This window comes from Paracoccus sediminicola, assembly GCF_027912835.1.
Classification (GTDB): Bacteria; Pseudomonadota; Alphaproteobacteria; order Rhodobacterales; family Rhodobacteraceae; genus Paracoccus; species Paracoccus sediminicola.
In genome coordinates, this window is the sequence record NZ_CP115768.1 from 1,897,501 (window position 1) to 1,916,318 (window position 18,818).

22 protein-coding genes and 1 tRNA gene (1 of these 23 running past the window's edge) are annotated in these 18,818 nt (G+C 63.7%); 15 read left to right on the plus strand and 8 right to left on the minus strand.

Annotated elements, in window-relative coordinates; translation table 11 throughout:
- A protein-coding gene (locus PAF18_RS09395; protein WP_434802212.1) for a DMT family transporter crosses the window boundary here: on the minus strand, positions 1-2 show a 2-nt sliver of it. Its footprint begins 415 nt before the window's first position; a 2-nt sliver of its 417-nt coding sequence is all that appears in the window; the start codon is cut by the window's left edge — 2 of its three bases fall inside, at positions 1-2; the stop codon falls past the left edge of the window.
- Between the two features lie 163 nt (positions 3-165).
- Here PAF18_RS09395 and PAF18_RS09400 point away from each other — a divergent pair, with 163 nt between their 5' ends.
- Complete coding sequence (locus PAF18_RS09400) at positions 166-1,068, plus strand: DMT family transporter (protein ID WP_271115490.1); 903 nt, start codon at positions 166-168, stop codon at positions 1,066-1,068.
- Between the two features lie 113 nt (positions 1,069-1,181).
- On the opposite strand, the gene rpsI is transcribed toward PAF18_RS09400, so the two are convergent.
- A complete protein-coding gene (rpsI, locus tag PAF18_RS09405; protein WP_271115491.1) occupies positions 1,182-1,694 on the minus strand; it encodes a 30S ribosomal protein S9 in 513 nt (170 codons plus the stop codon).
- Positions 1,695-1,696: 2 nt separating this feature from the next.
- Positions 1,697-2,161: a 50S ribosomal protein L13 gene (gene rplM, locus PAF18_RS09410; protein ID WP_271115492.1), complete on the minus strand. Its 465-nt coding sequence runs from the start codon at positions 2,159-2,161 to the stop codon at positions 1,697-1,699.
- A 239-nt stretch (positions 2,162-2,400) separates the two neighbouring features.
- Here rplM and PAF18_RS09415 point away from each other — a divergent pair, with 239 nt between their 5' ends.
- On the plus strand, positions 2,401-3,063 hold the full coding sequence (locus tag PAF18_RS09415; RefSeq protein WP_271115493.1) for a DUF8692 domain-containing protein: 663 nt from the start codon (positions 2,401-2,403) through the stop codon (positions 3,061-3,063).
- Here PAF18_RS09415 and PAF18_RS09420 read toward each other — a convergent pair.
- Positions 3,060-3,479, minus strand: coding sequence for a PaaI family thioesterase (locus PAF18_RS09420; RefSeq protein WP_271115494.1), 420 nt, complete (start codon positions 3,477-3,479; stop codon positions 3,060-3,062). The two genes, PAF18_RS09415 and PAF18_RS09420, sit on opposite strands and share 4 nt — an antisense overlap.
- A 15-nt stretch (positions 3,480-3,494) precedes the next feature.
- On the opposite strand from PAF18_RS09420, the gene PAF18_RS09425 reads away from it, so the two are divergent.
- A complete protein-coding gene (locus tag PAF18_RS09425) occupies positions 3,495-4,331 on the plus strand; it encodes an enoyl-CoA hydratase (protein WP_271118094.1) in 837 nt (278 codons plus the stop codon).
- Between the two features lie 95 nt (positions 4,332-4,426).
- On the plus strand, positions 4,427-5,731 hold the full coding sequence (locus tag PAF18_RS09430; RefSeq protein WP_271115495.1) for an MFS transporter: 1,305 nt from the start codon (positions 4,427-4,429) through the stop codon (positions 5,729-5,731).
- Positions 5,732-5,935: 204 nt separating this feature from the next.
- Here PAF18_RS09430 and PAF18_RS09435 read toward each other — a convergent pair whose 3' ends face one another.
- Positions 5,936-6,637 (minus strand): rhomboid family intramembrane serine protease, encoded by a 702-nt coding sequence (locus tag PAF18_RS09435; RefSeq protein WP_271115496.1) that lies wholly within the window; start codon positions 6,635-6,637, stop codon positions 5,936-5,938.
- Positions 6,638-6,718: 81 nt separating this feature from the next.
- Between PAF18_RS09435 and trpS the strand changes: the two genes are divergently transcribed.
- Complete coding sequence (trpS, locus tag PAF18_RS09440) at positions 6,719-7,738, plus strand: tryptophan--tRNA ligase (protein ID WP_271115497.1); 1,020 nt, start codon at positions 6,719-6,721, stop codon at positions 7,736-7,738.
- 323 nt (positions 7,739-8,061) lie between these two features.
- On the opposite strand, the gene PAF18_RS09445 is transcribed toward trpS, so the two are convergent.
- Both PAF18_RS09445 and PAF18_RS09450 read right to left on the minus strand, forming a co-directional pair.
- Positions 8,062-8,138: transfer RNA gene (locus PAF18_RS09445), tRNA-Arg, on the minus strand.
- A gap of 53 nt (positions 8,139-8,191) precedes the next feature.
- Complete coding sequence (locus PAF18_RS09450) at positions 8,192-9,616, minus strand: sensor histidine kinase (RefSeq protein WP_271115498.1); 1,425 nt, start codon at positions 9,614-9,616, stop codon at positions 8,192-8,194.
- Between the two features lie 253 nt (positions 9,617-9,869).
- On the opposite strand from PAF18_RS09450, the gene rpmH reads away from it, so the two are divergent.
- The 10 genes from rpmH (at position 9,870) to PAF18_RS09500 (ending at position 17,764) form a co-directional block, all read left to right on the plus strand.
- On the plus strand, positions 9,870-10,007 hold the full coding sequence (gene rpmH / locus PAF18_RS09455; protein ID WP_271115499.1) for a 50S ribosomal protein L34: 138 nt from the start codon (positions 9,870-9,872) through the stop codon (positions 10,005-10,007).
- Positions 10,008-10,054: 47 nt separating this feature from the next.
- Positions 10,055-10,492 carry a ribonuclease P protein component gene (gene rnpA / locus PAF18_RS09460; RefSeq protein WP_434802213.1) on the plus strand — a complete coding sequence of 146 codons (438 nt, stop codon included), beginning with the start codon at positions 10,055-10,057 and terminating at the stop codon, positions 10,490-10,492.
- Positions 10,489-10,737, plus strand: coding sequence for a membrane protein insertion efficiency factor YidD (gene yidD, locus PAF18_RS09465; protein WP_271115500.1), 249 nt, complete (start codon positions 10,489-10,491; stop codon positions 10,735-10,737). Before rnpA ends, yidD begins: the two co-directional genes overlap by 4 nt.
- Before the next feature lie 29 nt (positions 10,738-10,766).
- Positions 10,767-11,666 (plus strand): tRNA 2-thiocytidine(32) synthetase TtcA, encoded by a 900-nt coding sequence (gene ttcA / locus PAF18_RS09470; protein ID WP_271115501.1) that lies wholly within the window; start codon positions 10,767-10,769, stop codon positions 11,664-11,666.
- Between the two features lie 60 nt (positions 11,667-11,726).
- Positions 11,727-12,524 carry an EAL domain-containing protein gene (locus tag PAF18_RS09475; RefSeq protein WP_271115502.1) on the plus strand — a complete coding sequence of 266 codons (798 nt, stop codon included), beginning with the start codon at positions 11,727-11,729 and terminating at the stop codon, positions 12,522-12,524.
- Between the two features lie 253 nt (positions 12,525-12,777).
- Complete coding sequence (yidC, locus tag PAF18_RS09480) at positions 12,778-14,652, plus strand: membrane protein insertase YidC (protein WP_271115503.1); 1,875 nt, start codon at positions 12,778-12,780, stop codon at positions 14,650-14,652.
- Positions 14,652-15,458 carry an MOSC domain-containing protein gene (locus PAF18_RS09485; protein ID WP_271115504.1) on the plus strand — a complete coding sequence of 269 codons (807 nt, stop codon included), beginning with the start codon at positions 14,652-14,654 and terminating at the stop codon, positions 15,456-15,458. The genes yidC and PAF18_RS09485 overlap by 1 nt, the downstream gene beginning before the upstream one ends.
- Positions 15,455-16,105, plus strand: a complete 651-nt coding sequence (yihA, locus tag PAF18_RS09490; protein WP_271115505.1) for a ribosome biogenesis GTP-binding protein YihA/YsxC — start codon at positions 15,455-15,457, stop codon at positions 16,103-16,105. The genes PAF18_RS09485 and yihA overlap by 4 nt, the downstream gene beginning before the upstream one ends.
- Positions 16,106-16,207: 102 nt before the next feature.
- Positions 16,208-17,107 (plus strand): acetylglutamate kinase, encoded by a 900-nt coding sequence (argB, locus tag PAF18_RS09495; protein ID WP_271118096.1) that lies wholly within the window; start codon positions 16,208-16,210, stop codon positions 17,105-17,107.
- A gap of 138 nt (positions 17,108-17,245) precedes the next feature.
- Positions 17,246-17,764, plus strand: coding sequence for a SixA phosphatase family protein (locus PAF18_RS09500; protein ID WP_271115506.1), 519 nt, complete (start codon positions 17,246-17,248; stop codon positions 17,762-17,764).
- Between the two features lie 15 nt (positions 17,765-17,779).
- Here PAF18_RS09500 and PAF18_RS09505 read toward each other — a convergent pair whose 3' ends face one another.
- The gene (locus PAF18_RS09505; protein ID WP_271115507.1) at positions 17,780-18,799 is read right to left on the minus strand and encodes a ribose-phosphate pyrophosphokinase; all 1,020 of its coding nucleotides are present in this window, start codon (positions 18,797-18,799) and stop codon (positions 17,780-17,782) included.
- Positions 18,800-18,818: the final 19 nt, after the last annotated feature.

An 18,818-nucleotide genomic window follows, 5' to 3' on the forward strand; every position in this document is an offset into this window, starting at 1 on the left:
AAGCGGTGGCGACCCGGGCAAAATCAGGTCGCGGCGGATGGCGGCAAAATGGCAACCATCTCGAATCAAAGGCTGCGAGAATGCAGTCCGATCAAGCTCTGAAGCCTATCGCGCCAGCCAAGTCTATGCCAAGGCGCAGGCGTTGGGCAGGTTAAGGTCGTCAGGATGAGCACGGATCAAAACGGGGACGCGCGGCTGTCCATCGGAATCTTATGGATGATCGCCTCGCTCAGCTCGTTCATCTCGATGGCCGTCGCTTCGCGAGAGCTATCCGCCGATCTTTCCACCTTTCAGATCCTGTTCTTCCGCTCGGTTGTGGGAGTCGTGGTGGTGCTGCTCTTCGGGCGCAAACTGCTCCCCGAGCTGCGACGCCGCGCCAGCCTGAAGCTTAACCTTCTGCGCAATGCGGTGCATTTCACCGGGCAGTATTTTTGGACTCTTGCCATTGCGCTGATGCCTCTGGCCGAGGTAATCGCGCTGGAATTTACCATGCCGGTCTGGGTCGCGATCTTCGCCGCGCTTTTGCTTGGCGAGCGCATCACCAGACCCCGAGCCGCCGCCATTATCGCCAGTTTTGTCGGCGTGCTGGTGATCCTGCGCCCTGGCATCGCTGTATTCGATCCCGCCGCGCTGATCGTGCTGCTGGCGGCCATCAGCTACGGCATGTCGAATGTGCTGGTCAAGCTGCTGACACGCAGCTGCTCGCCCGCGGTCATCGTGGTCTGGATGGTTTTCATTCAGCTGCCGATGGGCATGGTGCTGGCGCTCTTCGACTGGCGGTCCGTATCGGCGGACAACCTTCCCTGGATCGTGCTGGCCGGGCTCAGCGGGCTGAGCGCGCATTACGCGATGGCGCGGGCTTTCCTGCATCTGGACGCCTCTGTGGCAATCCCGATCGACTTCTTCAGGGTGCCACTGGCGGCGCTCGTCGGCTATCTGCTCTATGGCGAAACCGTCAACATCTTCCTATTTGCCGGAGCGGGAATTATCCTGATGGCCAATTATGCCGCCTTCCAGGCCGAGCGGCGACGAGCCCGGCAGGCGCGCATCCTCGCAGGCCCAGGCTAAGCGGCGAATCCCACATCGGTCACGCTCCGTGCTCCGCGAGCCTGAGCGCCGCACAAAGACAAAAACGCGGCCCCGAGAGGCCGCGTTTCGATTGCGCAAACAGGTGAACTGACTCAGCGCTTCGAGAACTGGAAGCTGCGGCGGGCCTTGGCGCGGCCGTATTTCTTCCGTTCCACCACGCGGCTGTCGCGGGTCAGGAAGCCGGCGGCCTTCAGCGCCGAGCGCAGGCTCGGCTCGTGCAGTTGCAGCGCTTTCGAGATGCCGTGCTTGACCGCACCGGCCTGCCCCGAGAGACCGCCACCGGCGACGGTGGCCATCACGTCATACTGCCCGGCAACCCCGGCAACATCGAAGGGCTGACGCAGGATCATTTGCAGCACGGGACGGGCGAAATATTCGGCCATGTCCTTGCCGTTGACCGTGACCTTGCCGGAACCCGGCTTGACCCAGACGCGGGCCACCGCGTCCTTGCGCTTGCCGGTCGCATAGGAACGGCCTTGCTCGTCGCGGACCGGCTCACGCGGGGCAGAGGTTTCGGTGACGGTTTCAGCGTCGTTCCCAGCGCTCGGCGCGGTGTCGGTGACCACGTCCTTGAGCTGGTCAAGAGATTTGATGTCTTCGGCCATGATTACGCGCTCCGGGTGTTCTTCTTGTTCAACGCCTTGACGTCGAGGACTTCGGGCTGCTGAGCTTCATGCGGATGCTCGGTCCCTGCATAGACACGCAGATTCGCCATCTGCTTCTTGCCCAGCTTGTTGCGCGAGATCATGCGCTCGACCGCCTTGATGACGACTCGCTCGGGATGCGCGCCCTCAAGGATCTGGCGCGCCGTGCGGTGCTTGATGCCGCCCGGATGGCCGGTGTGCCAGAAATATTTCTTGTCATCGCGCTTGGCGCCGGTCATCTGCACCTTGTCGGCGTTGATGATGATGACGTTGTCGCCCATATCCATATGGGGCGTGAAGCTCGGCTTGTGCTTGCCGCGCAGGCGCGTGGCGACGACCGAGGCGAGACGGCCCAGAACGACGCCCTCGGCGTCGATCAGGATCCACTTCTTCTCGATCTCCGCCGGTTTTGCGGTGTAGGTCTTCATGTCGCTGCCCTTTTCGAGGGTTCAAATTCGAGATGGCGGTGTATCCGAGAATACGCGCGCAAGGTCAAGCGACACGCACCTCAAATTATCATTGATTATCAATAACTTGAAAAATAGGTAAAATAATACCGTATAATTTCCCGTTGGAGACATGACGATTTTATGTCAAAAGCGCCCATTCTCTATTAATAAATCAGGCAGGTAACAACATTTGTTGCCTGCCGCACAGGACGACGGCAATGTATTCTCACAGCGACGAGCGTCGCGTCACTCATCTCCGGGACCATCGTCGCGGCGCGTTTCAGGTTCCTTTCGGCATCGTCGCCGCCGTGATCGTGTTGCTGGTCGGCGCGGTGGTGCTGATCGGCGCCGCCCGAGGCGTCTGGCATCCCGCGCAGGTGCTGCGTGACCCGGCCGCAGAGTTCGGATTTCCGATCTATGGCGGCTTCGTCTCCTATCTCGGCGTGGCGGGCTGGCTGATCGCGGGCAGTGTCACCGGGCTTGCCGCGGCGGTTCGGCCAATGTTGCGCAAGACGCTGATCCCGGTCTGCACCCTGTCGCTTCTGCTGGCGCTCGACGATCTCTTCATGCTGCACGAGGCATTCCTGCCGCGCATCGGACTTCCGGAAAAGCTTGTCTTGTTCTGCTACGGCGTCATCGCGTTGGTCGCGGTCTGGCCGTTTCTCGCGGCGGCGATCCGTTGGCAGAAGCCGCTGCTCGGGATCTCGCTGATGGCAATGATCGGCTCGCTCGGGGTGGACATGCTGCTATCCCATGGCGATGGCGGTGCGGCGCTGATCGAGGATCTGCTGAAATTCACCGGCGTGACCTTCTGGGCCGCCTGCTGGACGCAGCACGCCGCCGATGCGCTGCGCCTGCCCGAATCGCGCAACCGCGCCTAGCGCGGCGGAATCGCATAGGTCATCGAACTGCGCGCCACCGGATCGGCGACCCCGTCTGAATAGATCAGCACATCGCCCACCGCCAGCGACCGGCCCAGCTTCAGCAAACGGCAGCGCCCGGTCAAATCGGTCCGCGCAGCGGGCTTGCGCATGAAATCCATCGTCGCATTGGTGGTCACCGCCAGCGCCACCGGCCCGAGACGCGACAGGATCGCGCAATAGATCGCCAGATCGGCCAGCGCGAACATGCTCGGCCCCGACACGGTGCCGCCGGGCCGCAGATGCGCTTCGCCGACGCTCAGCCGCAGCGCCACCCCCTCGGTCGAGACCTCGGTCACGGAAAAATCTGCCGCCACTTGCGGAAACTCGGCGGCCATGAACGCATTCAGCGCCGCCCCATCCATCTTCAGTTCCATCGTTTGCCCCTCGCTGTGCTTTGTGCCTATGCTGCGCCGAGCCAGCAAAGGAAAGCAACGATGTCCGACCTGATCCTGAGAGAAGATGATGGTGCCGTCGCGCGGCTGGTGCTGAACAGCCCGGAAAATTACAACGCTCTCTCGGCCGAGATGATCGCCACACTCTATACGATGCTGGCTACGATCGGCACCGATGATCAGGTCCGCGTCATCATCATTGCCGCCACCGGCAAGGCGTTCTGCGCCGGGCATGACCTGCGCCAGATGCAAGCGGCGCGGGCCAACCCCGATAACGGCCGGGCCGGTTTCGCGGCGCTGTTCGAGGGCTGTTCGCAGCTGATGCAGCTCATCCCCACCCTGCCCCAGCCGGTCATCGCCGAGGTGCAGGGCGTTGCCACTGCCGCCGGCTGCCAGCTTGTCGCCTCCTGCGATCTTGCGGTTGCGGCGAAAGCGGCGAGATTTGGAGTGAACGGAATCGATCTCGGGCTGTTCTGCTCGACCCCTGCCGTGGCGCTCTCGCGCGCCGTTCCGCGCAAATCCGCCTTCGAGATGCTGGTGACCGGCGATTTCATCGACGCGCCCGAAGCGCATCGGCTTGGGCTGGTGAACCGCGTCGTCGCGGCGACCAAGCTCTCTGCCGAAACGATGACCCTCGCGCGGCAGATCGCGACCAAGCTGCCCGCCGCCGTCGCCATGGGCAAGCGCGGCTTCTATGAACAACTCGCTCATGAGACCGCGGATGCCTATGAGGCCGCCGGCGATACGATGTGCGCCAACATGATGCGCCACGACACAGCCGAGGGAATTCAGGCGTTTCTGGAAAAGCGCCAACCCGAATGGGCCGCGGAATGACGGCGCCCGCGCCAACCCGCGCCAACCGGCTGACGGCCCCGCCGCGCCCATGCTAGGCAGAGCCGTCTGAGTCGCGTCCTGATCGGTGTCCCGGCATGAAACAGATCCTGCTTGGCATAATGCCGCTGCTGATCGGCATTTTCTTCATCCTTCTCGGAAACGGGATGCAGTTCACGCTGGTCGGGCTGCGCGGCGATCTCGAAGGTTTTTCCGCCGCCGATCTCGCCGTGGTCACTTCGGCCTATTTCGTCGGCTATCTTCTGGGCGCGCGCTCCACACCGGGTTTTATTCGCCGCGTCGGCCATGTCCGCGTCTTTGCCGCCGTGGGCAGCTTCATGTCGGCGGCGCTGATCGCGCTGACCCTGATCGCCGAGCCCTTCGCCTGGACCCTGCTGCGCGTGGTGATCGGCTTCTGCATGGCGGGGATCTATGTGACCGCCGAAAGCTGGCTCAATGCCGAAGCGACCAATGAAAATCGCGGAACGGTCCTGTCGGTCTACATGATCGCCCAGACGCTCGGCACCATCGCCGCGCAGGGGCTGCTCGCCCTCGGGGACGCGGCCACGGCGTCTCTGTTCATCGTCGCTTCGATCATGGTCTCGATCTCCTTCGGGCCGATCCTGCTCTCGGTTTCGCCGACGCCCGCCGCGCAGTTGTCGCGCCCGATGGCCCTGAGCGAATTGTTCCGCGGTGCGCCTCTGGGCACGTTCGGGATCTTCTGTCTCGGGACGATCTACGCCACGCAGGCCGGTATGGGGCCGGTCTTCGGGGTGCAGGTCGGGATGTCGGCGCAGCAGGTCTCGCTTTTCATGGCGATGCTGTTCACCGGCCCGCTGCTCTTGCAGGTGCCTATCGGCTGGATCTCGGATCGGGTGGACCGGCGGCTGGTGATCTTTGCGACATCGGCGTTCGGCGCGGTGTTCTGCCTGTCGGGCTGGTTGATCGGCGGCGGACAGGCCGCGCTGCTCGGCACCGCCTTTCTTGTCGGCGGCGTCACCATGCCGCTATATGCGCTGCTGCTGGCCTATGTGAATGACGGGCTGCCGACCGAGGACATGCCGGCCGCTTCGGGCGGGATGGCGCTGACCTTCGGGCTGGGCGCGATCCTCGGACCTCTCGCGGCGGGCTTCGTCATGCAGATTTTCGGCGCCTATATGTTCTGGGTCAGTCTCGGGGCGACATTTCTCTGCGTGGCGCTGTTCGCGCTCTACCGCATGACCCAGCGCGAGGTCCCCACCCCGCCAAGCGAGACCGAGAGCTATATCGGCGTTCTCCCCTCCGCCACCCAGATCACGGTCGCGGCGGCGGGAAGCTGGTCCGCGAGCCAGTCCAAAGAGCAAGGCGAAGGCGAGGATGCCGGCGAGAAAGACGGCGAAGACCGGCACGAAATGCAGCGCTGATCAGCCCCGCCGGATCGCGAGGCATGCGCGGGCGCGGTGTACGCGCTGTGTAGGGCTGGCGCATATGCTGTGCTGTGGGTTTTCCAGCCCGCGCTGGCTGCGGCCCCGGGCCCGGCATTCCGGCGCAACACCCTGCGCCCGCACCCCGTCACGTCTCGCTAAACGTCGAACCGGGGACGCGTCCACTGCCCCCGGTCTCCGCTGTCAGCGCCGCCGGATCGTGTTGAGTGCCCTTTGCCAGCCCCCCGGGACAAGCACGAAGCACAGCAGGAACCCAACCCCGAATCCAGCAATCTCGGCGATCCAGTCATAGCCGGAATTACCGAAGATAAGGCCGAAAACCAGTTGAAACAAAAGCAACATCCCGATCAGCGAGAAGGCCCTCATCCGGTTCGCATTCTCGATCCCCAACCGCACCCAGAGCAGGAAGGTAAAGGCGCCGACCAGCCCGTAAACCGCCGGAAATCCGCCGATCAGCGGATTGACCGGCAGCCCGGTCACCGTGCCGACCAGCGTGTAAAACAACGCTCCGCCTACCGCCGCGCCGAAGAACAGCGCCAACAGCGCCCAGGGCCGGAACTGCTCGGCCACCATCTTCCCCAACGCCAGCGTGAACACGATCACGAACAGCGCATGAGTCACCGATCCATGCACAAATGAATAGGTGAGAATTCTCAGCGACTGGCGCGGATCGAAGATTCCGAACTCCAGCATACGCAGGGTGAAATCAGGAAAATAGGCCGCCATCTGCAAGGCATTCAGCCGCAGCCCGATGCCTTGCGCGCCGCCGATCATGCCCACCGCGCCCAGCCCGAAAACGGCCTCGGTGGCGATCATCGGCAACACCACAGCCCAGACCACCGGCGGCAGCGCATTGATCGGCGATTCGTCGTATCCGGGCCTCATGGCACCTCCTATGCCGGGACAGTTGCGCCCCGTCCCGCGCAGGGTTAAGCCAGCCTCACGGATTTTCCAAGCAGGCATGACATGACCGACGCGACGACCACCCGCATCTTCTCCGGCATCCAGCCCTCGGGCCATCTGACGCTCGGCAATTATCTCGGCGCGCTGCGCCGCTTCGTCGAACGGCAGGAGGAGGGCATCCCGACCGTCTATTGTCTGGTGGATCTGCACGCCGTCACTGTCTGGCAGGACCCGGACTCGCTGCGCCAGCAAACGCGCGAGGCCGCCGCCGCCTTCATGGCCGCCGGCATCGATCCGACGCGCTCGATCCTGTTCAACCAGAGCCAGGTTCCCGCTCATGCCGAACTCGCCTGGCTGCTGAATTGCGTCGCCCGTATGGGCTGGATGAACCGCATGACCCAGTTCAAGGAAAAGGGCGGCAAGAATGCCGAGAAGGTCAGCCTGGGGCTCTATGCCTACCCGGCGCTGATGGCGGCGGATATTCTCGCCTACCACGCGACCCATGTTCCGGTCGGCGAGGATCAGAAACAGCATGTCGAACTGACCCGCGACATCGCCGCCAAGTTCAACCATGATTACGGCGTGGACTTCTTCCCCCTGCCCGAGCCGGTCATCGAAGGCCCGGCGACGCGGGTCATGTCGCTGCGGGACGGCTCGAAGAAAATGTCGAAATCCGATCCTTCAGATATGAGCCGCATCAACCTGACCGACGATGCCGACATGATCGCGCAAAAGCTTCGCAAGGCGCGCACCGATGCCGAGCCCCTGCCCGGCAGCTTGGACGCACTGACCGACCGCGCGGAGGCGCGCAATCTGGTGAATATCTACGCCGCGCTTTCGGGCGAGACGCAGGATGCGGTGCTCAGCCGTTTCGAGGGCAAAGGCTTCGGAGACTTCAAGCCGGCGCTCGCCGAGGTCGCTGTCTCGACGCTCGGCCCGATCTCGCAGCGCATGGCCGAGTTCCTCGCCGACCCGGCCGAAATCGACCGTATCCTTGGCGAAGGCGCCGTGAAAGCCGAGGAGATCTCTGCCCCCATCGTTGCGCAGACCCGCGAGATCATGGGGATGATCCTGTCACGCTGAGAAATCTTGCAACGCGGGTAAGAACCGGCCCCGGCCGCCAATGGCGGCCGGGGTTTTCGCATCGGCGCACCGGCGGCAGAGATCATCACCCGGCCCGATGCCACTTATGAGCTTCTGGAAGCCCCCGCCTGAAACTGGCTTTTCACCCGGGGCTGGTTAAACATTTCGGTTCCGCGCGCCATTGGCAAGCGTTCGCGCCGGACGCCGTGGCGACTATTGCCGGCTGACCCGACGCCGCGCAGCGGAACCTCGCCCGCGACACTGACAGAAGACGTCCGTCCCCGAACGAGACGAATATCTTTACCGTATGAAATTCAAGGAAATGGCGGACCCGGAGCGATTCGAACGCCCGACCCCCAGATTCGTAGTCTGGTGCTCTATCCAGCTGAGCTACGGGTCCGCTGTAGGGCGGCTATCTAGGCCCGCCCGATCTGGGATGCAAGGCCAAAATTATCATTCAGCCTCGATATTTTCAATCAACGCCCCGCGGGGCAGCGTGATGCAGAATTGCGTGCCGTTCCCATCGGTTTGCAGCAATTCCAGCTTGCCACCATGGCCCCGGATCAGGTCGGCGGCGATGGCCAGACCCAGACCGGTGCCGCCCTTGCGGGTGCCGCCGGTGAAGGGCTGGAACAGATAATCGCGCGCCTTTTGGGGCAGTCCTGGTCCGGTATCGTCGACACGGATGCGCCAGTCCTGATCGGTCTCGGCCCCGGCGATCTCGATCGTGCCCCGGGCGCGGGTGGCCTCGATCGCCTGACGCGCGTTCCGGATCAGGTTCGAGAGCACACGGTGAAGCTGATCCCGGTCGGCACGAATAACCAGATTCGGGCTGATATCGGTGACGAATTCCACCGGCTCGGTGTCGCTGGCGCTTTCCGACAGCAGCGTTTCGGCCTCGGTGATCTCGTCGACCATGTCGCGCAGCGCAAAGCGCGACAGCGTCGGCGCGGGCTCTTCCGCCTTGCCGAAGGCCATCGTCGTCTCGCAGAGATTCACCGCGCGGGTGATCGAGTTGACCAGCTTCGGCGCAGCCTTGCGCACCGCCGGGTCGTCGCTGTCTTCGAGCCTGTCTGCGAAAATCTGGGTCGTGGTCAGGATATTGCGCAGATCATGTGCGATCTTGGCCACCGCCTGCCCGAGCCCGGCCAGGCGTTCCTTCTGCTTGAGCGACTGGGTGAGCGTGGTCTGCATGGTGGCAAGCGCCGTTTCGGCCTCGCGCAGCTCGGCGATGCGGGCATCGGGGCGGATGATCGAGCGCGTGTCCTCGGGCGCGGCGGCATAGCTCGCCATGTGAGAAATCACCCGACGGATCGGCTTTAGAATCAGCCGCTGCGCCGCCAGGAACAGCAACATCGCCGTCAGCCCCACCAGCACCGCCGAGAAGACCAGCACCTGTAGCCCATAATCCGCCATCGCCCGGCGCAGCGGCGCGGTGGGCAAGGTGATCTCGATCAACTGGCCCGCCTGGTTGACCGGCGCGCCGATGACCCGAATGACCTCGTCATCGGTGTCGAGCAACTGGCGCAGCGCGTCCAGCCCTCCGGTGAAGATCGAGCTTTCGCGCAGATCATAGGTCCGGGAAATCGGCCCCGGCAGAGGCGAGGACAGCACAAGCTGGCGCACATCGTCGCGGCGGAGCACGACGTTATAGACCCCGGCATTCTCCAGCAACTCGGCCTCGAGATCGGCGGCGATGCTTTCATTTTCGTCGGTTGCCAACAGCGAAAGTGAAGCGATCTGGGCCTTTTCCAGCCGGGTCTGAAGATAGTCGAGACGAAAATTCGAGACTGACGGCACCAGGATGAAGGCTTCCGCCAACGCAACGAAAAGCAGGGTCAGCGCCACGAAACGGCCAGTCAGGGTATCGATCGACATGCGTCGTATGTCTCTTTGTGTCGGCGCCTCGGGCCGTTCGGCGTCAGAGGTAACGCCCGGCTCTTGCGAATTCAAACGTCTGTGTGACGATATGGATCCTTTTGCAGATTTAGAAGTTCGGACGTGAAAGCGACATTGACTCCGTGTGCGGCTTCGCCTATCTGGCTGGCTTCGAATTAACCGACGCGGTCGCGTGGGGCGGTCGTGCTGACCATTCACCCAGACCTTCCGCGCCCGAGATTGGAGAAACGAGATGTCGAAGCGCACGTTCCAGCCGTCGAACTTGGTTCGCACCCGCCGCCACGGATTCCGTGCCCGCATGGCCACCAAGGCAGGCCGCGCGGTTATCAACCGTCGCCGCGCTAAGGGCCGCAAGCGCCTGTCGGCCTGATCCGCCCTTGTTGCACGGCGCCTGAGCGCGCCGGACAGGATTTGACGATGCCGCCGCATCCGCCCCAGAGCTCTGTCGATATGACGCAGCGCGGGGACGATGCGGCGGCTTTCGTCGTGGCCGCACCGCGGTGGTCTGTGCTGCGCCAGCGCTCGGACTTTCTGAAAGCGGCCAAGGCACGGCGAGCCGGTACCGCAGGTCTCCTGCTACAGGCCCGTCGCCGCGCCGACGATGAACTGACCGAGACACCGATCCGTGTCGGCTTCACCTGCTCGAAAAAGATTGGCAATGCCGTGATGCGCAACCGCGCCAAGCGGCGGCTGCGCGCCCTGGCTCGCGAGGTGATCCCTCGCCTCGGACGTGCCGGTTGGGATTATGTCCTTGTCGGAAGACCCGACGCGACGGTCTCTAGAAATTTCAGTGACTTGCGCGACGATCTTGTCACAGCGATCCGACGTATCCACGCACCGAAAGCGCCGAGATGAGCCCACTCGCCCATCTCGCCGCCCTTCCGGTCAGAGCCTATCGGCTGTTCTTCAGCCCCTGGGTCGGGCATGGCTGTCGCTTCCAGCCGACCTGCTCGGCCTATGCGCTTGAGGCGCTCGAGAGACACGGTGCGATCCGCGGCAGCTGGCTTGCCACGCGGCGCATTCTGCGCTGTCATCCCTGGGGCGGAGACGGTTATGATCCGGTGCCGCCCGGCGACGCGCCGAGCCGGGACCGACGCTGAAAACCCTCTCGCGACCCAATGAGGCCAAGATGAACGAGCTTACCGAGCTGGACAGCCACACCCCGGATTCCGCCGACGAGATCCACGAACTGTTCCGCGGCGCCCCGTCGACGACCTCCTTCCGGAAGCTGCGCAAGCGGCTCGTCCGCGAGACCCGCGCCGCGATCGAGGATTTCGGCATGATCCGTCCCGGCGACCGCTGGCTGGTCTGCCTGTCCGGCGGCAAGGACAGCTATACTCTGCTCGCCATCCTGCATGAGCTGCAGTGGCGCGGCTTGCTGCCGGTCGAGCTGCTGGCCTGCAATCTCGATCAGGGTCAGCCGGGCTTCCCGGCCACGGTCCTTCCGGAATTCCTGTCGGATCGCGGGGTTGCGCATCGAATCGAATATCAGGACACCTATTCGATCGTCACCGACAAGATCGCCCCGGGCGGCACGATGTGCAGCCTGTGCTCGCGGTTGCGGCGGGGCAATCTGTATCGCATAGCGCGGGAAGAGGGCTGTTCCGCGGTGGTTCTGGGTCATCACCGTGACGACATGCTCGAAACATTTTTCATGAACTTGTTCCACGGCGGCCGCTTGGCAACAATGCCGCCCAAGCTATTGAATGAAGACGGAGACCTTCTGGTCCTGCGCCCGCTTGCCTATGTTGCCGAGGCCGATTGCGAGAAATTTGCGCGGGATTTGAATTATCCGATCATTCCCTGCGATCTCTGCGGCTCGCAGGAGGGGCTGCAGCGCGCGCAGGTGAAGCGTCTGTTGGATGAGTGGGAAGCACGCAGCCCCGGGCGCCGCCAGGTCATGTTCCGTGCATTGATGAACACGCGGCCCTCGCACCTGGCCGATCCGAAGCTGTTTGATTTTGCCGGTCTCTGGCCAGCAGGCGTGCCTGCGAGCGAGCTTGGCGTGCCGGATCTCGGCGGCGATTAACCTTTAGAAAACCTTCGGCCGCTAACTTGCCCGACAGAGCGAAAAGCGAATCGGGACACTATGCGGCTGATCGAAATCTTGGCAACTGCCTACGGGCATCTGGCGCAGTGGCGGCAAGGTCTGCGCGCAAAGACGCGGCGGACCCCTGCAGCGTCGGCCCTGCCACGCTCAGAACGGCTCTGCTATCGTCCGCAGATCTGTTGCGACACCGGAATGGTGGCCTCGCTGCGCACGGTGCCGCCACCGCATATGGAAGGCGATGCAGATGCGGTGCTGCGGCTGGCCCTGCGCCAGAGCCGCGAATGGCAGGCCGCCGGGCAGGCTTCGCCGACAATGGTGATCGACATTCCACGAGACATGGCCGAATGCGCCCGGCTGGCCGAGCCGCTGATCTGGGAGATCGACCGGCAGGAAGCCGACAAGCACCGGGTGATGTTCAGCGCGCCGCCCTCGCGCGGGCGCAGCGATCCGCTGGACGGCCTGCTGCTGCTGTCGCGTTTTGGCTGCGCGATCGAAATGAATTGCCTGGATCAGCCCGGCCTGCGTCTGCTGGAGAACGAGCAGCCCGACCTTGCCCGGCTGCGCATCCCGCAGGCGTTCTTTCGCGATTGCGACAGCGACCCGCATTGCGGAAAACACACCCTTGCGATGCTCTCTCTGGCCGAACAATACCGTGCCGACAGCCTCGCCGAAGGAGTCGACACGCGCGAAGAGCACGGATTCCTGGCCCAGATCGGGTGCAGCGTGGTCGAGGGCGCGGCAGTGGCCCCAGTACTCGATGCGAACGCGACGGCGCATTTCCTGCGCGCGACCTCGGCAGCGCCAAGGCAAAATGCGATTCCCCGTCCGGCTGCCTGACCTGCGGGGATATTTGGCAAGCCTGGATTTGAGGATGCGCGGCCCGTAAGACAGTCGGACTGCACGCGCATCACGATCGGGTTTCGGTCCGAGGATCGCCTGCCGGGCTGTGGCTATCGGTCCCGTCGCGCGTCCGCTGTCGAAAACCCGGCCATTTCCAGCCATATCGACGTCCGGAAGAGCGGGAATCGCCTTGACCTTTGCCCGCCCCTTCTGTTGAACCCTCCCCTGACAACAGGGGGCTCTCATCCGCATGGAAGACAATAACCGCAATCTCATCCTCGCCATGGTGCTGTCCATGCTGGTGGTGCTGGTCTGGTTCACCTTCTTCGCCCCCGAACCGCCGCCACCCGCCACGGAAGAAGCGGTCACTGCTCAGACCGAGGCCGGCGCCCCGGCGACCCCCGCCGGCAGCACCGGCGGCACCGCCGCGACCGGCGGCGCGGATCTGGCACCGGTATCGCAGGATCCTTCCACGAGCGCTCAGCGCGTGGCCGTCGAAAGCCCATCGCTGGAAGGCTCTATCTCGCTCGCCGGCGGGCGCATCGACGATCTGCTGCTGACCGGCTATCGCGAGACGCTGGACGAGAATTCGCCCTTCGTGCGGCTGCTGACCCCGACCGATTCGTCGAATCTCCGGGCCGAAAACACCGGCAGCCCGGTCGCCCCCGGTGGCGACCCGGAGCCAGTGCTCCAGAAACCCTATTACGCCGTCTATGGGTGGAGCGCGGCGGCCGGCACCGACCCCGGGGCGGTTCCCAATGCCAGCACCGTCTGGGAGCTGGAATCGGGCGAGTCCCTGACCCCGGACAGCGCTGTCACCCTGCGCTGGGATAACGGGCAGGGCCAGATTTTCCGCCGGAGCTTCGCGCTTGACGACAAATATCTGTTCACCGTGACCCAATCGGTCGAGAATACCGGCGACGCGGCTTTCGCCGCCGCGCCCTACGGGATCATCGCCCGTCACGGTGAGCCGGACACGCAGAATTTCTTCGTGCTCCACGAAGGGGCCGTCGCCATGACCGATGGCGAATTGATGGAGGCCGATTACGGCGATCTCACCGATCTCGACCAGGTGGCGCGCGAAGGCCGCGCGGATATCATCGAGGTGGCCGAAAATGGCTGGGTCGGTTTTACCGACAAATACTGGATGACCACACTCGCCCCGGCACCGGGACAGCCCTTTACCGCCGTGGTGAAATATGCCGAGGGTGCGGATATCTATCAGGCCGAGACCCGGTTTCCGACCGTCACCGTCTCCGCTGGTCAGAGCGCGTCGAGCCAGTCCTATCTCTTTGCCGGAGCCAAGGAATGGGAAGCCATCCGCGGCTATGAAGAGAGCCCCGGCATCCAGCGTTTCGTCGACTCTATCGACTGGGGCTGGTTCTACTTCCTGACCAAGCCGATCTTCCGGGTCCTGCATTGGCTGAACGCCCATATCGGCAATATGGGCTGGTCGATCATCGCGCTGACCTTCATCCTCAAGGCGATCGTCTTCCCGCTGGCGCGCAAATCCTACATCTCCATGGCACGGATGCGCGAGTTGCAGCCCCAGATGGAGGCGATCAAGGAACGTGTCGGCGACGACCGCGCCAAGATGCAGCAAGAGATGATGGCGCTCTACAAGAAGGAAAAGGTAAACCCGGCCGCTGGCTGTCTGCCGATCCTGATCCAGATCCCGATCTTCTTCAGCCTCTACAAGGTGATTTTCGTCACGCTGGAACTGCGGCAGGCACCCTGGATCGGCTGGATCCGGGATCTGTCTGCGCCCGACCCGTCCTCGATCCTGAACCTGTTCGGGCTGTTGCCTTACGCGGCACCGGCGCGGGACAGCCTGATCGGCATCATCTCGCTGTCGATCATGGCCATCATTCTCGGCATCTCGATGTGGCTCCAGCAGAAGCTGAACCCGGCGCCGACCGATCCGACCCAGAAGATGATCTTTGCCTGGATGCCCTGGGTCTTCATGTTCATGCTGGGCGGCTTTGCCTCGGGGCTGGTGCTTTACTGGATCACCAACAACGTCATCACCATCATCCAGCAATATGCCATCATGTCGATGCATGGCAGCAGGCCGAACCTGTTCGGCAATATCCGTGACAGCATGCCAAGCCGGAAGAAAAAATAATGGCGCGGCTGTCCCAGATCTGGCGCTATCCGGTCAAGGCCATCGGGCGCCAGAGGCTGGACCGCGTCAGGCTGGAACGCGGCGGAAAGCTGCCCTTCGACCGGCATTGGGCGGTGATGCACGAGGCGGCATTGGACAAGCTGGACGAGAATGGCGAGCTGACCCAATGGCTGCCCAAATCTGCTTTCCTGCGCGGTGCGGCCAGTCCTGCGCTTCAGGCGATCAGCGGCGGGTACGATGACGGAAAGCTGCGGCTCGACCACCCGGATGCGGGCGCGATCACCGTCGATCCATGTAGCGACGAGGACCGCGCGGCCTTCCTGAAGTGGCTCTCCCCGCTTTGGCCCGAGGGCAAGGGTGCCCCTGCGGCCCTGGTGTCCGGGCCTGCGGCCCTGACCGATACGAAGAAGCCCTTCATCTCGATCAACTCTCTGGACAGTCTCAGCGCGCTCGAATCGAAGGTGGGCGAGCGGCTTGGCGTGGAACGCTGGCGCGGCAATCTCTGGCTCGAGGGGCTGGAGCCGTTTGCCGAACAGGATTGGATCGGGCGCGAGATCCGTATCGGCCCGGCCCGCCTGGTGATCCGCGAGCCCATCGGCCGCTGCGCCGCGACCGCCGTCGATACCGCGACGGGCGAACCGGATCGCGACATGGTCCGTGCGCTGTCGGAACAATACGGCAAGGGCGATTTCGGTGTCTATGCCGAGGTTTTGGAAGGTGGCGAGCTGGCCGAGCTGGCCGAGGTCGTCGTCGGCGACACGCTCGACGAAAGCGAAGCCGCGCCCGACGCGGATCATGAGGCATGAAGGTCGCCTTTCCGGTTGCGCCCGAGCCTGATACGGCTGCGGCGGACGCGGCGCGGCGGCTGTTTGCCGGGCCCGCAGATTTCGTCAAGGGCGTGGTCGCGATGGACGGGCTGCCACCCGCCGACCGGCCCGAGGTCTGTTTCGCGGGGCGATCCAATGTCGGCAAGTCGAGTCTCATCAACGCCCTGACCGGGCGCAAGGGACTTGCGCGCGCCTCGAACACGCCCGGCCGCACGCAGGAGATCAACTACTTCACCCTGGGCGATACGAGCTATCTGGTCGACTTGCCCGGCTATGGCTTTGCCAAGGCGCCGCTGCAGGTCGTGAAAAAATGGCAGGAACTGCTGAAATCCTATCTGGCGGGACGGCCCACGCTGCGCCGCGCCTTCTGCCTGATCGACGCGCGGCACGGCATAAAGCCGGTGGATCACGAGATCATGACGCTGCTCGACCGTTCGGCGGTGCCGTTTCAGGTGGTGCTGACGAAGGCCGACAAGCTCGGCCCCAATGCGATCAAGCCGGTTCTGTCACAGGTCGAGGACGAGTTGCAGAAACACCCCGCCGCCTATCCCGAGCTGGTGGTGACCTCATCCGACAAGGGACACGGTCTGAACATTCTGCGCGCGATCATCGCCGGGCTCGACTGAAACCCGGCGGCGCGGCGGCGCTTCTCTGGGCTCTGGACCTTGAGGGAAGCTGCCCCTAACCTGCCGGCCAATAACAGGGACAGCAGCATGAGACAGCAGGACATGACCCGAGATTTCACGGCGACCGCGACGACCCTGTCCGAGGCACTGCCCTATATGCAGCGCTATTCCAACGCCGTCGTGGTGGTGAAATTCGGGGGCAATGCCATGGGCGACGAGGCCGAGATGGCCAAGTTCGCCTCTGATATCGTGCTGATGAAACAGGTTGGCATCCACCCTGTCGTGGTCCATGGCGGCGGGCCGATGATCAACGATCTGCTCGGCAAGCTGGGTATCGAGAGCAGCTTCGTCCGCGGCAAGCGCGTCACCACCAAGCAGACGGTCGAAGTGGTCGAGATGGTCCTGTCGGGTCTCGTGAACAAGCGTATCGTGCAGGCGATCAACGATGCGGGCGGGCGGGCTATCGGGATATCCGGCAAGGATGATGACCTCATGGTCTGCGAGGCCGACGATCCCGAGCTGGGCTTTGTCGGCCGCCCGGTCGAGATGAATGTACAGATCATCCGCGATCTTTATCAGGCCGGGCTGATCCCGGTCATCGCGCCGGTGGCGACGGGCGTGGCCGATAACGAGACCTTCAACGTCAATGGCGACACCGCCGCCGGCGCCGTGGCCGGGGCGTTGCAGGCCGACCGGCTGCTGCTGCTGACCGATGTCTCGGGCGTGAAGGACGGCTCGGGAGAGGTCATTACCCAGATGACGCCGGATCAGGTCCGCAGCATGATCGCGGACGGCACCATTGCCGGCGGCATGATCCCCAAGACCGAGACCGCGCTGAAGGCAATCGAGGACGGGGTGCGCGCCGTGGTGATCCTCGACGGTCGGGTGCCGAATGCCTGCCTGCTGGAGCTGTTCACCGAACATGGCGCGGGAAGCCTGATCCGCTCGACCGAACCGCGAATCAAGCCGCGGGGTCTGCGACAGCCCTCGCTGGCACCGTAAATCATGAAAACCGCGCCGGGCGCATCACCTTGATGCGCCCGGATTTTCCCGAACCTCCCGCCGATGCACGCGCTTGCTCTGGCCGCGCGACCTGTGGCAGGGTTCGTTAACCCAAGAGCCAGATGAGGCCGGCCCCACATGACCCCACTCGGATACCGACGTCTGATCCTGACCCGTCACGCCAAATCCGCCTGGGACGATCCGACATTAGAGGATTTCGATCGCCCGCTGAACGCGCGCGGCCGCCGCGCGGCGGTTCTTCTGGGCGACTTCATGGCCTCGCGCGGATATGAGCCGGAAGAGGTTTTGTGCTCTCCGGCGCAGCGGACCCGCGAAACATGGGAGCGTGTGGCCAGTGCCGGGCTGGAAGTGCGTCCGGCCATCCGTTTTGAGGACCGGCTGTTCCATGCCCGCCCGGCGGATATGCTGGAGGTGCTGAAGACCGCGACCCAGCAGACCGTGATGATGATCGGCCATAATCCCGGCATCGCCGAATTCGCCGAGAGCCTGCCGGCGCGCCCGCCCATGGACCCCGATTTCCGTCGGTTTCCGACCGCGGCGACGCTGGTCGTCGATTTCCAGATCGAGTCCTGGTCAGAGGTGAAGCCCGGCACCGGCAGTCTCATGGATTTCGTCCGGATCGACGGGCGCGACTGACGAGTCGCGGCGCGGTCAACCGTCGCTGTACAGCCCCTCGTAGATCGGGCCGAGCGTGTCCAGATCGAAAAGCGAGCTGACCGAGGTGCCGTTCCAGATATTGATGATCGCCTGCGCGAACATCGGCGCTGTCGGCACGATGCGGATATTGTCGCAATCCTTCACCGGCGCGGGTTGATCGATCGAATCCGTGATGACCAGAGATTTCATCACCGATTTCTGCACCCGCTCGACCGCCGGGCCGGACAGAACGCCGTGGGTGATATAGGCATGCACCTCGGTTGCGCCGTGATCGGTCAGAAGCTGCGCCGCCTTGCACAGCGTTCCCGCGGTGTCGCAGATATCGTCAACGATGATGCAGCTCTTCCCGGTCACATCGCCGATCACGGTCATGTCGGCCACCTCGCCCGCGGTTTCGCGGCGCTTGTCCACGATCGCCATCGGAACGTTGATCCGCTGCGCGATCTCTCGCGCGCGGGCCACCCCGCCGACATCGGGCGAGACCACCATCAGATCGTCCAACCGGCCCTTGAAGTGATGCTTGATATCAAGCGCAAAGATCGGCGCGGCGTAAAGATTATCCACCGGGATATCGAAGAAGCCCTGGATCTGGGTCGCGTGCAGATCCAGCGTCAGCACCCGGTCCACCCCCGCCGTGGTCAGCATATTCGCCACCAGCTTGGCCGAAATCGGCGTGCGCGCCTTGGCGCGGCGATCCTGGCGCGCATAGCCGAAATAGGGAATGACGGCGGTGATCCGGTTGGCCGATGAACGCTTCAGCGCATCGGTCATGATCAGCAGCTCCATCAGGTTGTCATTCGCCGGGTTCGAGGTGGACTGGATGATATACATGTCCTCACCACGGACATTGTCGAAAACCTCGACGAAGATCTCCTGATCGTTGAAGCGTTCGACACGGGCATCGACGAGCGCCACATTCATCCCACGATGCATCGACATGCGCCTTGCGATGGATTTCGCCAGCGGCGTGTTGGCGTTGCCGGAAATCAGCTTGGGTTCGGTCATCGCGGGCATTGGGGTCGGTCCTTCGCAG

What these genes read in the sequence shown, in the direction of transcription:
- PAF18_RS09400 (WP_271115490.1), top strand. Translation starts at nt 166, where the DNA reads ATGAGCACGGATCAAAACGGGGACGCGCGGCTGTCCATCGGAATCTTA.
- rpsI (WP_271115491.1), bottom strand. Translation starts at nt 1,694, where the DNA reads ATGGCCGAAGACATCAAATCTCTTGACCAGCTCAAGGACGTGGTCACC.
- rplM (WP_271115492.1), bottom strand. Translation starts at nt 2,161, where the DNA reads ATGAAGACCTACACCGCAAAACCGGCGGAGATCGAGAAGAAGTGGATC.
- PAF18_RS09415 (WP_271115493.1), top strand. Translation starts at nt 2,401, where the DNA reads ATGTATTCTCACAGCGACGAGCGTCGCGTCACTCATCTCCGGGACCAT.
- PAF18_RS09420 (WP_271115494.1), bottom strand. Translation starts at nt 3,479, where the DNA reads ATGGAACTGAAGATGGATGGGGCGGCGCTGAATGCGTTCATGGCCGCC.
- PAF18_RS09430 (WP_271115495.1), top strand. Translation starts at nt 4,427, where the DNA reads ATGAAACAGATCCTGCTTGGCATAATGCCGCTGCTGATCGGCATTTTC.
- PAF18_RS09435 (WP_271115496.1), bottom strand. Translation starts at nt 6,637, where the DNA reads ATGAGGCCCGGATACGACGAATCGCCGATCAATGCGCTGCCGCCGGTG.
- trpS (WP_271115497.1), top strand. Translation starts at nt 6,719, where the DNA reads ATGACCGACGCGACGACCACCCGCATCTTCTCCGGCATCCAGCCCTCG.
- PAF18_RS09450 (WP_271115498.1), bottom strand. Translation starts at nt 9,616, where the DNA reads ATGTCGATCGATACCCTGACTGGCCGTTTCGTGGCGCTGACCCTGCTT.
- rpmH (WP_271115499.1), top strand. Translation starts at nt 9,870, where the DNA reads ATGTCGAAGCGCACGTTCCAGCCGTCGAACTTGGTTCGCACCCGCCGC.
- rnpA (WP_434802213.1), top strand. Translation starts at nt 10,055, where the DNA reads ATGCCGCCGCATCCGCCCCAGAGCTCTGTCGATATGACGCAGCGCGGG.
- yidD (WP_271115500.1), top strand. Translation starts at nt 10,489, where the DNA reads ATGAGCCCACTCGCCCATCTCGCCGCCCTTCCGGTCAGAGCCTATCGG.
- ttcA (WP_271115501.1), top strand. Translation starts at nt 10,767, where the DNA reads ATGAACGAGCTTACCGAGCTGGACAGCCACACCCCGGATTCCGCCGAC.
- PAF18_RS09475 (WP_271115502.1), top strand. Translation starts at nt 11,727, where the DNA reads ATGCGGCTGATCGAAATCTTGGCAACTGCCTACGGGCATCTGGCGCAG.
- yidC (WP_271115503.1), top strand. Translation starts at nt 12,778, where the DNA reads ATGGAAGACAATAACCGCAATCTCATCCTCGCCATGGTGCTGTCCATG.
- PAF18_RS09485 (WP_271115504.1), top strand. Translation starts at nt 14,652, where the DNA reads ATGGCGCGGCTGTCCCAGATCTGGCGCTATCCGGTCAAGGCCATCGGG.
- yihA (WP_271115505.1), top strand. Translation starts at nt 15,455, where the DNA reads ATGAAGGTCGCCTTTCCGGTTGCGCCCGAGCCTGATACGGCTGCGGCG.
- argB (WP_271118096.1), top strand. Translation starts at nt 16,208, where the DNA reads ATGACCCGAGATTTCACGGCGACCGCGACGACCCTGTCCGAGGCACTG.
- PAF18_RS09500 (WP_271115506.1), top strand. Translation starts at nt 17,246, where the DNA reads ATGACCCCACTCGGATACCGACGTCTGATCCTGACCCGTCACGCCAAA.
- PAF18_RS09505 (WP_271115507.1), bottom strand. Translation starts at nt 18,799, where the DNA reads ATGCCCGCGATGACCGAACCCAAGCTGATTTCCGGCAACGCCAACACG.